Genomic DNA, 13,553 nt, shown 5'->3' with positions numbered 1-13,553 from the left:
AGTGACATGACAGACCTTTCGGTGAATCTGAACGTTGCTGCCTTGCTTCGAAACCGGCGCGAACACCCATGGCCGGATGTGGTGGATCTGGCCCGGATCGCCCTAGCTGCAGGTGCTGCGGGTGTGACCGTGCACCCCCGGCCAGACGAACGCCATACCCGACCCGGAGATGTACGGGCGCTGCGGGTGCTGCTTGATACAGAGTTTCCGGACCGGGAGCTGAATGTCGAAGGCTATCCCGATGCCCGGTTCCTGTCGCTTGTTCACGAAGTTCGCGCGGATCAGGTGACGCTTGTGCCGGATGATCCCACGCAGGCGACAAGCGACCATGGCTGGGATTTCGAGACACAGGGCGCGATGCTGGCAGAGGTGGTTGCCGGACTAAAGAGAAACGGCCATCGCGTGTCGCTGTTTAGCGACCCGGACGCGACACATATGGGTCCTGCAGCCCAGACAGGGGCGGATCGGGTCGAGCTTTTTACTGGCCCGTTTGGTGGCGCACACAGCGATCCCGTTGCTGAAGATCGGGAACTTGAACGTCTGGCCGAAGCAGCAGCCGCAGCCAAGGGGCAGAGCCTGCAGGTCAATGCGGGTCACGATCTGACGGTTGGTGGGACGCGCAAGCTGATTACCCGTATCCCGTCGATTGCAGAGGTCTCTATCGGCCATGCGCTGTTCTGCGATGCTTTGACATTCGGGATGGCCGAAACTGTTCGCCGCTATCTGGGGTCCTGCGCGCCCGCCGAAGGATGAAGGCTTCCGGGGAACAGAGCCGTCGATTAGGGCTACGTTGAAAGCAGGAATGCACCCGGCCCTGGGTGGTCGTATGCACATTGCCTGGCGGGTAAGCTTGGCTGTCTGTTCTATGCTTGTCACGCTGAGGACGTGCTTTCGCGCTCGTGGTGGCTGAAAATCAACTGGCTGGACTGGAACTCGGACCTGAAGTCCGCCGTTCGGCCGGACAGCGCGCCGTAGAATTTCAGCAGGCCGGGCTCGATGTGACGCGCCTGTGCAATGCAATCTTCGCTGATCGCCTCGACCTGATCCGGTGGCTGACGACCCCGAATGGCCTCAATCAGTTTCTTGTGGGTTGCGTCCAGCTTTTGAAACGCGGGCGTGTCCAGCATGGCCTTGTCACCCACCAGAACAAACACAGGCTCCAGATCGGTGCGGCCCTTGAGGTCGACATACCCAGCCTCGAGCATGGCCATGTCGTGCCTGGTTTTTTCGTAAACCGAGCAGGAAACCAGGATGTCATAGTCGACATGGCGGCAACTTTGTTCGATCCGCGCTGCGACATTCACCACATCCCCAATCACGGTGTAGTTGAACCGACGTTTGGACCCGATATTGCCGACACAGGCCCGACCGGTGGCACACCCCGTGGCCAGGGCAATCGGTGGCCGCCCAGTCATGGCGTCCGACGCATTGAATTCGATCAGCGCCTGCCGCATCAGCAGCGCCGCCTGTGCTGCGCGGCAAGGGTGGTCCTCGACTGGCAGCGGCGCGTTCCAAAAGGCCATCACCGCATCGCCTATGAACTTGTCGATGGTGCCTCGTTCCAGCAGGATCTGATCCCCGATCTGTGAAAACAACTGGTTTAGCAGGGCGACAAGATCCGTGGCCGAAATCGACTCGGACAGCGGGGTGAAGCCTCGAATATCGGAAAACATCACAGTGATATCCTGCGTTTCCCCTCCCAGTTGCAGTTGATGGCCCGTCCCCTCCATCTCATCCAGGATTTCAGGTGCGACATAGTGAGAAAAGATCTGCCGGATCACCCGCTTTTCGCGCTCTGTCGAAATGAACAGATAGCCCGCGAGAAGGCCGAAATTGGCCATGCCACCCATCAACGGAAAAGTGACATCGAACAGGATCAGCTGGTTCTGGAAGGCCAGCCAACTGATGCCGAGAACAACCGCCGCCGAGGCGCCACCCGCCACGAACGAGGCCACCGCGCCGAACCGGGCCATGACAGCCGTGACCACGATGCCCAGAGTGACGAAGGACAGCAATTCAAGGGCGGCGGTCACATCCGAGCGGCTCATCATTTCGCCGGTCAGAATTTGCTCCAGGATTTGCGCGTGGATCGACACTCCCGGAACGGATTCACCCAGCGCCGTCTGGTGCATGTCGAACAGTCCCGCAGCTGAGGTGCCGACCAATATGATGTGACCTTCGATTTCTGCGCGCAGAGCGGGGTTATCCGGGTCTTGCATGATATCGTCCGCCGACAGGTACAAATCCGGATTGTCACGTCTGTACCGGACCCAGACTTCGCCGTTTTCCGTGGTGGGCAGTCGGAACTCTCCGATCTCGACCGCCAACATGATACCAGCTTCGTCCGGTGTACCCTCGGCAATGATGATGGGCTCGTCCAATGCGACCCTGAGTGCCTCGACGCCCAGCCCCGGCAGCGTTCCGTCCGGGCCGCCCCACAGGATGGGAACGCGGCGTATGATACCCATGCCGCCCAGAGGTGAAACGTTGACCCCGCCGACACCTGCTGCGCTGCGATCCAGCGGCGGGGCGGGCGGCGTCCAATGAGGAACCGTGACCAGCCCCGCAGTTGGCGTTTCCCCGATTTCTATGATGCCGGCGTGGGGCGTGACGGCCCGCCCGTCGCCGGATTGCCGGGCCGCGGCACCCAAAACCACTGGCCAGTTGGCGATTTCCAGCGCGAACAGCACGTCGTTGTCCAGTTTCGAGGCATGATGGTCCACCGAAACCACGCCAGCAAGAGCAGGATCGTTCAGCAGGCGTGTGGGTGAGAACCTGTCGGGCTCAATGAACAGCATGTCAAAGGCGATGGAGGCAGCACCGTATTCGCCCAGGTTATTGACCATCTGAGCAAGCAGGGTTCTGGGCCAGGGCCATTGCCCCCAGTTAGCCAGCGACCGTTCGTCAATATCCACTACGCGAACTGGAAGGTCGGGGTTGTATTCCCGCGGCGAAATGCGTTGCAAAAGGTCAAAATAAATCAGCCGCGTCATTCGCACCGGGTAAGGATCGAGCACCCTTATGAAACATCCAAACAGAATCAGTCCGAGCCCCACAAACTGAAAGGCTCGCCGTCGCCCCGTTCTTTCCCTGGGCTTTCCGGTCACGTTAGCCTCCGAATGCCTTGGTCATCCCTGAACGTGCGGGTGCCGCCACGACATCGCCTGAACTGGTGTCATCTAGCGGTGCCATTATATCTTCAGCTGCCGCTGTTACCGCCATTCCCACCGGCGCCACCGCCGCCGGGAGCGCCCCCGAATCCTCCGGTGTCGCCGCCGCCGATTGTGCCGCCGCTTCCCGGACCACCGCTGCCCGAGCCACCACCGATCGAACCACCGCGCCCATCCCCGCTGCCGCTGCTGGCTCCGATATTGCCGCCATTGCCGTTGCCGCTGCCAGTATTGCTGCCGATGTTGCCACCGTTCCCCTGACCGACGCTTTGTTCGGACGGAGTTTCACTGCGCGACTCCGCAGCCGCGGCGCTTTCAACACCGCCTGTTTCGCCGCGCTCGGGACTGGTTTCCCGCGCCTCGGACCGTTGCGGTGGCGGCGGCAGGGTATCTGTTCCGCAACCTCTGAAGTCTACTTGCAAAGGGGCCAGCAGCTGTTCCTGCGACTGAACGAAGGGAAACCCCTTTTTCAGTGCCTTGTCATAGCTTTCCTGATCGACAGGGCGACCAATACTGCCGGCTTGTGTCGTTGCCAGAAGGCTGCACTGGCGCCCGGCTTCACGGCAATTGCCGTTCTGGCCGCACATTTCTACCCGTCCCTGCAAAACCAGCATGGCACTTTGAGTGCCGGGAACGACCCAAAGGTCGAAGGTTGTGCCCCGCACCGCCATTGTCGCGGTCGGAGTGTTGATGGAATAGGCGCGCTTTTTGCTCTTGCCGGAGATAAACCGAAAACTGCCACCCAATGCCTGAACCGCGAAATTCTTGGCCTTTCGGTTGCCGCGCAGCATTGTCACATCCAGCATCATGCGTGCGTTCGGGCCGATGGCAATCTTGGTTTCGTCAACGAAAACAAGCTGAACCACACCGCTACGGTCGGTTGAAATGGAATCGCCAGAAGCAACTCCCATTCCAGCCTGCAACGGTTGGGTTTTCCCAGCGCGCGTGATGAGTGCGCCTTGTTTGACGCCTATGACTTTCCCGATTTCAGCTAAAACCTGCGATGGCAGCAGCAAAACACAACAAAAAACGAGTAACAGTCTCAACCAAGCCAAAACCAACTTCCTTCCCCCACAGGTGGTCTCGGGCGCAAAGCGCCCGCCGCTCGGTTCAGCCTCAAGAAATTCATTTGTATGAATTTGAACTTATTAAATCCATACAAATATGCCCTAAAACCTGCATATCTGGCAAGTTTTCTGTGTGAGATAGGCCGATACCTGAACCGAATGGCATCGACCTGATCATGTTTGAGGATCAGTTTGTTGCGGATCAGCTAGCATTGGCCGGGCTTTTCCAAAGCGGGGCGTCGCTCTCTGATCTGCTGCGCCCCGACCGTGGCGGGAACCTACAGTTTACTGAGCAAGGCCGGTGGCTTTGACACCGACAAGCGGCAGTCCAGAGGACAATCGGAACAGCATGCGCACTGTCCCTGCCGTTCCATGGTTCTTGGCCGCTGATTTGACACAAGACCGAGGTCCTCCCAAGAACCCGAGGCCACTGTGTGGTTGGGTTACCGACCGTCCAGAATCCAGCGTGCGGCCTTTTCCGCGATCATCAGGGTCGGGGCGTTGGTGTTGCCGCTGGTGATCTCGGGCATGATGCTAGCGTCAACTACGCGCAGCCCCTTGATGCCTTTGACCTTCAGATAGGGATCGACCACCGCGGTCGGATCGTCCTCGTGCCCCATCTTTGCCGTGCCTACAGGGTGAAAGATGGTGTTGGCGATGTCACCGGCCAGATTTGCCAGTTCTTCATCGGTCTGGAACTGAACACCCGGCTTCCATTCCTGCGGACTGTATTTCTGCATCGCTGGTTTGGACATGATCTCGCGCACTTGGCGCAGGCTGTCGGCAGCGACCTTGCGGTCATCCTTGGTGGCCAGATAGTTCGGCGTGATCATCGGCGCGTCGGTGTAATTGTTCGACCGGATGCGAACGAGGCCACGGCTGGTCGGGTTCAGGTTGCAGACGCTGACGGTGATGGCCGGGAAATCGTGCAGATCTTCGCCAAAGGCTTCAAGGCTCAGCGGTTGGACGTGATATTCCAAGTTAGGATGAGCGCGGGACGGGTCGGACCGAGTGAAGGCCCCCAACTGACTGGGCGACATGCTCATCGGACCAGAGCGTTGCAGGGCATATTGCAGACCGATCCTGGCTTTGCCTAAAAGGCTGTTTGCCAGCGTATTGAGGGTTTTGGTTCCGTCTACCTTGAACACTGCGCGGATCTGCAGGTGGTCCTGCAGGTTTTCTCCAACAGCGGGCGCGTTCTGCACCACCTCAATTCCGTGGGACTTCAGAAACTCGGCATTGCCGATACCTGACAACTGCAGAATCTGTGGCGAGTTGATGGCACCTGCCGACAGGATGACCTCGGTGGAGGCACACACGGTCACCGAATGCCCCGCGCAGTGCACTAACGCGCCGGAGCAGCGGGTTGCGCCATCGGGGGCAGTATCGAAGGTCAGGCGCTCGACCTGCGCTTCGGTCCAGATGGCCAGGTTCTGGCGCGCTTTCGCGGGGCGGAGGAAACCTTTCGAGGTGCTCCATCGCCAACCTGATTTCTGGTTCACATCGAAATAACCAACCCCGGCATTGTCGCCCGAATTAAAGTCATCGGTCGGTTCAATTCCCGCCTCGACTGCGGCGTTGGCAAAGGCATCCAGCACATCCCAGCGCAGACGCTGCTTTTCTACGCGCCATTCGCCGCCATGCCCATGCAGGTCCGAAAACCGGCTGTTGTTGCCGGTTTCCGGATCGGCGCCATTGTCCAGCTTGTAGTGGCTTTCATGTGCCTTGAAGTCCGGGACCGAGTTTTCCCAGCTCCAGTCTTCCTCTCCACTTAACTTGGCCCAGTTGTCATAGTCCCGCGCCTGACCGCGCATGTAGATCATGCCGTTGATTGAGGAACAGCCGCCCAATGTCTTGCCGCGTGGATAGAGTAGCGCGCGGCCGTTCAGGCCTTTGTCTGGCTCGGTCCGATACAGCCAATCGGTACGAGGATTACCGATGCAGTACAGATAGCCGACCGGGATGTGAATCCAGGGGTAGGTGTCCTTTTTACCGGCTTCCAGCAACAGCACTCTGTTCGACGGATCCTTGCTGAGGCGATTGGCAAGCAGGCAACCGGCGGTGCCAGCCCCTACGACGATGTAATCAAACGTTTCGACAGGCATGGTCGGGCTCCGGGTCGGTGGGTTTGGGGCAGGACGATATCAGACGCCACCAGGACGTTCTTCGAACAGAGCTGCAGATTAGGTCTTGAAGTCGTGCCGAACCGCACATCCGGCAATGCAACTTTGAATAGGCGCGGTAAAAAGTGGGGCCGGATTATTTCACGGTAAGTGGTCATGATCGGGGCGACGTTAGCAAAAGGGGTGCTCCCCATCCAGAAGCCTTTCGCGGTTTCTTGGTGGGTTCGCATCTTGCTGCAAAGTGTCGGCCCCAAAGGATGGTCATCAGGACGCGGCGCAGGCTGTCCAAGGGATGAAAAGGGCCGGTCTTTCAGGACTCTGCGGCTTTTATTTTTTCCCTGAGCTGGAATTTCTGGATTTTCCCGGTCGAAGTCTTGGGCAGGTCAGTAAACACCACTGACTTGGGTGCCTTGAACCCGGCCAAATGCTCGCGGCAAAACGCTATGATTTCGCGGCCTTCTGCTTGATGGCCCGGTCGCAATTCGACAAAGGCACAGGGCACCTCGCCCCATTTGGGGTCGGGTTTGGCCACAACTGCGGCCGCCTGGATCGCGGGGTGGCGGTACAGAACGGCCTCGACCTCAACCGAGGATATGTTTTCACCGCCCGAGATGATGACGTCCTTCAATCTGTCCCGGATCTGCATGTAGCTGTCCGGGTTGACCACGGCGGCGTCTCCGGACCAGAAATACCCCTTGTCGAAAGCCTCGGTCGTGGCAGCAGCGTCCTTGTAATAACCCTTCATGACCGTATTGCCGCGAATGGTGATCTCACCCTGCGTTTCGCCATCCCGGGGGACGGTTTCCCAGCTGTCGCGGTCGATGACCTCAACAGATTCGACCATTGGAAAGGCGATGCCTTGTTGCGCTTGCAGTCGCGCCTGCTCGGCCGGGCTTTCATCGGCCCACTCTTCCTGCCACAGGCACTGAGAAATGTGGCCAAAGGTTTCGGTCAGGCCGTAGACCTGCATGACGTCCAGACCCATCGCCGTAGTTTTCTCCAAAACCGAAGGTGGGGGCGGCGCACCTGCGGTCATCACTTTGATGGCCGGGTAAAAAGGGGCGGTCCCGCTGTTGTCCAATTCGGCCAGCATCTGCAGCACGATTGGTGCCGCGCCCAAATGGGTCACGCCATGTTCGTGGATCGACGCCAAAATCTTGTCTGCGGCCGGCACGCGGGTGAACACCATGGTTCCCCCCTGAAGTGCCATCACCCAAGGGTGCCCCCAGCCGTTGCAATGGAACATCGGCACAATGGACAAGTAAACCGGATAGCTGGGCATCTGCCACGCCGCCACAGTGCCAAGTGCCATCAGGTAAGCGCCGCGGTGATGATACACCACGCCTTTCGGGCGCCCGGAGGTGCCCGAGGTATAGTTCAGCGCAATCGCGTCCCATTCATCCTCGGGCACAGCCGGGCCAGCGTATTCGCCTTTGTTCAAAAGCTCGCAATAGTCCTGCCCGCCAAGACTGTCTTGACCCGCGGCATTCGGGTCGGTGACTTCCACAACCGGGATATCACGACCGAGTAGTTCAAAGGCTTTGGACAAAAGTGGCACCAGCTCACGGTCGACAATCACCAGATTAGTGTCAGCATGATCCAGAATGTAGGCAACCGTCTCGGGTTCCAGCCGCGTGTTCAGTGTGTTCAATACGGCACCGGACAAGGGTACGGCGAAATGAAGCTCGAACAGTTCGGGTATATTGGGGCAGAGAACGGAAATCGTGTCGCCTTTGGTGATGCCCAATTCAGCCAACCCTCGCGCAACAGCGCGCGAGCGCTGGACAACTTCACCCCAATCGCGCCGCGTGTCCCCGTAAACAACCGCCGTGCGTTTTCCGTGCAGCGCCGCCGCCCGGTTCAGAAAGGATAGAGGGGACAGCGGCACATGGTTGGCCGCTGTCTTTTCCATCGCTTCAAAGTGTTTTTGCATGGTCAACCCTCCCAAACAGACCAGCGTGACTTGACTTAGGCTTCTCCGAAGCCTTTGGGGATTGGCAAGTCTGGCAGGTTTATTGCCCGTTTCATCAGACTGCGCCCAATAACGACCCGGCTGATTTCCGTTGTACCGTCAACGATGCGCAGCATCTGGCTGAGCCGGGACAGGCGGTCGAGGCCATAGGGTTTGAGCAACCCCATCCCCCCAAGCACCTGCGTGCATGTATTGGCCGCCTTGATGGCCGCATCCGGAACAAATCGCTTGGCATGGGCCGCCATTACCGGTCCTTCAGGCGTTCCAAGCGCGTTTGCCGCCGCCCGGTACAACAAACGCGAGGCCTCCAACTCGGTCGCAACATCGCCCAGCATCCATTGGATGCCATCCAGATCCAGGTTCTTGCCGCCAAACATTTTGCGGTTCTTGGAATAGCTCAGCGCCGTGTCCAGCGCGGCCTGCATCAATCCGCAACAGCCCGAGGCGATGGACACACGAGCGATGTCGATTGCCATCAGTGACCCCTGCAGCCCTTGTCCGACTGGCAGGATGATATTGTCCTCTGAGACGACGACATCTTTCATGTACATCTCGGACAGGGGCAGGAAGTTGTAGCTGGGCGTTTCATAACGCGGCCCAAAGCTCAGGCCCGGAGTGTCGGCCGGGATGGCGATCATCGCCATATCCTGATGGCCGGGCTGATCGGACGTCTTCACAACGGTGAAATAGATATCGGCTTCACCCGCTAGGCTGACCCAGGCCTTTGCGCCATTGATAGTCCATGTGCCATCTGTATTGATCACGGCGCGGCTGTACATGTTGGTGGCGTCAGAGCCCGATTGCGGTTCCGTCAACGCGAAGTTCGCAAGTTTCCGGCCGGATGTAAGATCACGCGCCCACTGCGCCTTGAATGCTTCGGTGCCATAGCCGCACCCGGCAAAGGTGCAGATATTGTGCATCGACAACGCGAACGCATAGGCGCCATCGGCCATTCCAAGCTCTTCGTAAACCCGGATGCCGTCGCCAAGGGAAAGCCCCTGACCACCATATTCTTCGGGGGCATAAAGACCCGTAAGACCCGCAGCCCCAGCCTTGTCCGACACTGCACGCGGCCAAACTCCTGACTGGTTCCAGGCGTCAACGTTAGGAGCAACCTCAGCGGCCGCGTGTTCGCGCGCCATGTTCAAAATTTTTTCAATATCGGTGGACAAGTGAGGCCTCCCAGTTTCCGGCATTAGAATAGTTTTTTCTGTTTAAACGAGTTTTTTCTTCTACAATACGCGGAAAATTCTGAGCAGGAGATTGAATTTTTCAATGGCTGACAGCCTTCCGACACTCAAGGGTCTGAGAGCCTTCGAAGAGGCTTACTGGCATGGCAGCTTCACGCTGGCGGCCAAGGCGCTGAACGTGCAACAACCGGCGATAAGCTATCAGATCAAGAAGCTTGAGCAGGATCTTGGTGCCGTTCTCTTCGAGAAATCGCATGGGCGTCTGGTACCGACCCCGGACGCGAGTGAGCTCTATGACAGCGTGTCACGGGCTTTTCGAAACATACGAACGACGGCGGCCCGGATTCGCGCGAAAGAGGGCGACGGGGTTTTCGCAATCGCGACTTATCCGGGAATCGGAGCTTACTGGTTGTCTTCGCGCCTGCCGGAACTGTCCGAGCGGTTGGATGTTCAGGTAAAGGTAATCACCCTGGTCAAGGACGCGGACCTGTTTGTGGAGCCGGCAGATTGCTGGATTCTCTTTGGTCAAGGCCACTGGCCGGGATTCGAGGCCCGAAAGCTGATTGATGAAGCCGTTTGTCCTGTTGCCTCCCCCAGCCTGATCGAACGCTACCGGCAGCCAGATGGCAGCATTGACGTGTCCAGCATTCCGCTGATCGAACAGGAAGATCCGGAAAGGCGCTGGCTGAGTTGGGAGGCGTGGCTGGATCGCTCTCAAGACGATTGGCGCCTTTCGGACAACCGCGTCGTGGTCAATGATCACGGAATGGCGCTGCATCTTGCCCTGACCGGAGCCGGGGTAGCGCTTGGGTGGACGGGGATCATCCAGGACCTGATCGACGGACAAAGTCTGGTTCCCATGTCGACCCATCACGCACGATCGGATTTCGGATATTGGGTTCTTGGCCGCGAAGGCTTTTGGGACACAGCTCAGGGAGGGCTGGTCATTGACCTTTTGAAAAACTGACGGTGCATAGCTAGGTATCGGGGCATGTTCGACACCCGATGCTGCGCACGGGTGCGTACAGCCTCAATGTGTTTTGCGAATCTGCAACCTGTTCCCATTACACCCAGCTGAAATCGGTTGACCGGACATGGTCCGGAATCGGTTTAAGCAGTGCTATTTGGTGAGATTTCAAGTAGTTCCGGGATTTCTCAGAAAACTGCCAATCTGATCAGAATTGGCCTTGTATTTCCAGCGTTTGCAAGGATATACCCGTCGGCGGAGACGTGGCCGAGTGGTCGAAGGCGCTGCCCTGCTAAGGGAGCGCTTCTTTCATTTTTTCGTATACTTTTCATTATATTAACATTTTCCATAAGGCAGCTTGTCCAAATTTTGCCTAAAGTCCCAGCCAAAACTTAACAGTCTTTCGCTGAGATCCGGTGGCGCAAGTTTTACGTAGTGGTATGCCATGTCCTTCTTGGCCCATCCCCCCAGTTTCCTCAAAAGTAGGTCGTCCTTTGTTTGTGCGTAAAACCAGGTTGCCCAAGTGTGGCGCAAAACATACGGGGTCACGTCCGAGCCAAGGCCGGCAGCTTCGCGGACAGTCTGAAAGGCCGCTGACATTTGCCCACCCCCATTTTCGCGAAGGATGTAAGGTGAGCCGCTTGGTGTCCGAAACGCTTTTCCGTCTTTGGGAAATTCACCCATTAGACGCCAGGCATAATCAGGGGGTACAACCCATCGCTCTCGAAATGCGGTCTTTGAAGCTCCGGCTTCCTTGCAGGCAATCCAAACACGTCCAGTTTGCGGGAAAATGTCCTCGACATCGACGGCAAACATTTCCCCAGGCCCTGCACCGGTGCCAAGCAAAAAGGCGATCTTTTTGAGAGTATGCCTTGCAGGATCCCAGCGTCCAACAATGGCTTCGCTGGTCGCTGCAGCCAACAACTCGTTGGCTTCTTCAGGAGTTAGGAAACGTTGCACTCTTTGCACCTCGCGTTTCTGGGGGCGCTTCCCCAAGGCATGGTTGATGACAGCCTTTGCAGGGGTTTCGAATTGCCTTCGCCGAGTTTCCGGCATGCAGTCGGGGTAACATTTCAAGGCGAGCGCCTTGATAGTCGGCATGTCCAACTCGCTGAGGTGCAAGTTCGGGCCTATCGTCTTGACGATCTTTTCGAGGAAACGTTTTTCTCCGCCGTATTCCACATATTGTAGGGCTGCCTGACAAAAGGTTGGCGAACCTGCGTGGCGCTTTAGTTCTTCTTGCTCTTGGTAAGCGCAATGAAACAATTCCTCTGCAAATTTTATCGCGATCCGTTTCTTGTTGGGGTCACGAACTCCAAGACCTTTTCGTATGCGTCTTCCGGCGACATAAAAATCGGCTTTCCAATCTCCCGTTTTTTCACACCACCTCGGCTCCCATGTCGGTCTGCGCATTCCATTATCCTCCCAATAAAGGCAAGTTGGTCTTCGTAGATGACAATCTTTCGCCCGCGACGGCTGTGAGTTTTACCACGAAGCTCCTCTTTGAGCTCATACTCACGTAGCCACTCATATAATGTGCTTCTGGAAATCCCGAGGCGTCTGGCCGCCTCAGACGTATCCATTGGATAACAGTGTTGGTGGTCTGAAGCTCGCAACGTAGATTTACTCGTAACTCCTCTTTGTAAACCGATAGTGCCAAGGTTTGTCCTATGCATAGGAGCATCTCTTTCAAGTCGGGGTATCATGCTTTCGGCCTCCCACAGGTATGGTGCTACCGAAGGTCACGATCTGGCGCGAAACCTCGATAATCGTGGACCGCTGCTCCCAAAACGCATTCGTGTTTCAGTCCGGTCAATTGGGGTGGTAGATATCAGCGCACACCCGGGTCATCGAGTCAAGTTGTTGAAAAGTATAAGAAAAAACTGACATCAAATTTTGTGATTTTTTTCGCGAACTTCTTTTTTCGTTTTTTCTTAGGAGATTTTTCCAAGAAAAAACCCGGCTGCAGAAAAAATGCCTGCGAAATTCTTGAGGTTGGGTAGCGGAGATTTTCGGATGGCGGTGAACGCTTTTTTCCTAACAATCGTCAAAGTGGCCGCCATCACGTTCACAGAAAAACTGTGTCCGTTGAGTGCGAACCTAACTTCGATGCTATGAAGATTTTTCCTTGAGGCGATGTTCTGAACTTTGAAAGTTGATTGGAGCTCAAACGGCCTTCAGAAGAGATTGCGTGACAAGTCAGGTATCGTGCGCGCTTCAATAGATTTGATTTATTAAGCCAGTCTTGGTGCCTTGTTGCGACGCGCAAATGGTATTCAAAAACACTGAATAGTTTTGGTTTCAGAACCACGTTGCAACCGGCTCGCGCGTGATAGATTGTGTCGGCGTCTCAATCGCTTGTTGGGCCCTCTTACCGTTCGTTGCATCGCTTAGGTAAACTTGGAAGCCGCAGGCTTAGGGAAACGGGGTTTCATGATGAAAAGTGATTTCGAGCAGCTCCCTCTAACCTGTGTTGAAAGAGTTGAAGCTTTCAAGCGACATCCAGGAAACTGGGCCTCGCAGTGGAAACGCCCGAAATTTTCTGACTTTGGCATGGCTGTTTTTTCGTCGCTTCCAACTTCAGGACGGCATGTTGAAAGATTGTCACCACAATGAACGGTGGCACCAGGAATTGATGCGAGGAGCAGATTTTTCGAGAAATTTTTTTGATAACGCATCTAATTTATGAGTGTCTTCAGTGCCGTTTTGGGCACAGAGGATTGCATCGCTAAGACTTGCCGTTAACGCGGTCATTCACCCCGAAGAATTTTTCAAGTCTCACGCTACTTCGTTGACGTTTGATTGGATCGAATAGACGTCAAATCTCAATCGATAGCGCTCAATCTTAATGGATAATCTAACAATGCCTTCTGCCAAATGTTTACCACCAGCTGGGTGGCCCAGACGCGAATCACTCTAATTGAGAGGCCACCCAAGTCCTATGCAAATGCTCAGCTGCTCTGTTTGAGCGCATCTGTCCGTCGTCAGGGATTTTGGGACAGATGGCGCTCTGATCTAAGAGAGGATGTGGCCCATCTGATTGGTCTGATTATGCGGCGGATTT

The 13,553-nt window shown here is 56.5% G+C and carries 8 protein-coding genes and 1 pseudogene; 2 read left to right on the top strand and 7 right to left on the bottom strand.

The features are described 5' to 3' along the window. Positions 1-6: 6 nt before the first annotated feature. Positions 7-753, top strand: a complete 747-nt coding sequence (locus ACR0IM_RS23055) for a pyridoxine 5'-phosphate synthase (protein ID WP_480683327.1) — start codon at positions 7-9, stop codon at positions 751-753. Positions 754-872: 119 nt separating this feature from the next. On the opposite strand, the gene ACR0IM_RS23050 is transcribed toward ACR0IM_RS23055, so the two are convergent. The 5 genes from ACR0IM_RS23050 to ACR0IM_RS23030 all read right to left on the bottom strand — a co-directional run bounded on the left by ACR0IM_RS23050 (position 873) and on the right by ACR0IM_RS23030 (position 9,504). After that, positions 873-2,993 carry a CHASE2 domain-containing protein gene (locus tag ACR0IM_RS23050; RefSeq protein ID WP_480683326.1) on the bottom strand — a complete coding sequence of 707 codons (2,121 nt, stop codon included), beginning with the start codon at positions 2,991-2,993 and terminating at the stop codon, positions 873-875. Between the two features lie 206 nt (positions 2,994-3,199). Further along, a complete protein-coding gene (locus tag ACR0IM_RS23045) occupies positions 3,200-4,081 on the bottom strand; it encodes a FecR family protein (RefSeq protein ID WP_480683325.1) in 882 nt (293 codons plus the stop codon). Between the two features lie 599 nt (positions 4,082-4,680). After that, positions 4,681-6,342 carry a GMC family oxidoreductase gene (locus tag ACR0IM_RS23040; RefSeq protein ID WP_480683324.1) on the bottom strand — a complete coding sequence of 554 codons (1,662 nt, stop codon included), beginning with the start codon at positions 6,340-6,342 and terminating at the stop codon, positions 4,681-4,683. Between the two features lie 328 nt (positions 6,343-6,670). Beyond that, positions 6,671-8,293, bottom strand: coding sequence for an AMP-binding protein (locus tag ACR0IM_RS23035; RefSeq protein ID WP_480683323.1), 1,623 nt, complete (start codon positions 8,291-8,293; stop codon positions 6,671-6,673). A gap of 35 nt (positions 8,294-8,328) precedes the next feature. Beyond that, entirely contained in the window at positions 8,329-9,504 is a 1,176-nt protein-coding gene (locus ACR0IM_RS23030) for an acyl-CoA dehydrogenase family protein (protein ID WP_480683322.1), read from the bottom strand. A gap of 103 nt (positions 9,505-9,607) precedes the next feature. On the opposite strand from ACR0IM_RS23030, the gene ACR0IM_RS23025 reads away from it, so the two are divergent. Then, on the top strand, positions 9,608-10,489 hold the full coding sequence (locus ACR0IM_RS23025; RefSeq protein ID WP_480642077.1) for a LysR family transcriptional regulator: 882 nt from the start codon (positions 9,608-9,610) through the stop codon (positions 10,487-10,489). 336 nt (positions 10,490-10,825) lie between these two features. On the opposite strand, the gene ACR0IM_RS23020 is transcribed toward ACR0IM_RS23025, so the two are convergent. Beyond that, positions 10,826-11,902 carry a tyrosine-type recombinase/integrase gene (locus tag ACR0IM_RS23020; protein ID WP_480683321.1) on the bottom strand — a complete coding sequence of 359 codons (1,077 nt, stop codon included), beginning with the start codon at positions 11,900-11,902 and terminating at the stop codon, positions 10,826-10,828. Between the two features lie 35 nt (positions 11,903-11,937). Next, positions 11,938-12,072, bottom strand: a pseudogene (locus tag ACR0IM_RS23015) (helix-turn-helix domain-containing protein); the annotation flags it as partial. Positions 12,073-13,553: the final 1,481 nt, after the last annotated feature.

The sequence above is a fragment of the Ruegeria sp. BF6 genome, assembly GCF_056538665.1.
The sequence above is the reverse complement of the archived record's forward strand: the minus strand, read 5'-3'. Positions and strand labels throughout refer to the sequence as shown.

Bases quoted from the DNA above. Each gene is read 5' to 3' on its own strand.
- ACR0IM_RS23035 (WP_480683323.1), bottom strand. From the start codon at position 8,293: ATGCAAAAACACTTTGAAGCGATGGAAAAGACAGCGGCCAACCATGTG.
- ACR0IM_RS23025 (WP_480642077.1), top strand. From the start codon at position 9,608: ATGGCTGACAGCCTTCCGACACTCAAGGGTCTGAGAGCCTTCGAAGAG.
- ACR0IM_RS23040 (WP_480683324.1), bottom strand. From the start codon at position 6,342: ATGCCTGTCGAAACGTTTGATTACATCGTCGTAGGGGCTGGCACCGCC.
- ACR0IM_RS23055 (WP_480683327.1), top strand. From the start codon at position 7: ATGACAGACCTTTCGGTGAATCTGAACGTTGCTGCCTTGCTTCGAAAC.
- ACR0IM_RS23050 (WP_480683326.1), bottom strand. From the start codon at position 2,993: ATGACGCGGCTGATTTATTTTGACCTTTTGCAACGCATTTCGCCGCGG.
- ACR0IM_RS23045 (WP_480683325.1), bottom strand. From the start codon at position 4,081: ATGGGAGTTGCTTCTGGCGATTCCATTTCAACCGACCGTAGCGGTGTG.
- ACR0IM_RS23020 (WP_480683321.1), bottom strand. From the start codon at position 11,902: ATGCGCAGACCGACATGGGAGCCGAGGTGGTGTGAAAAAACGGGAGAT.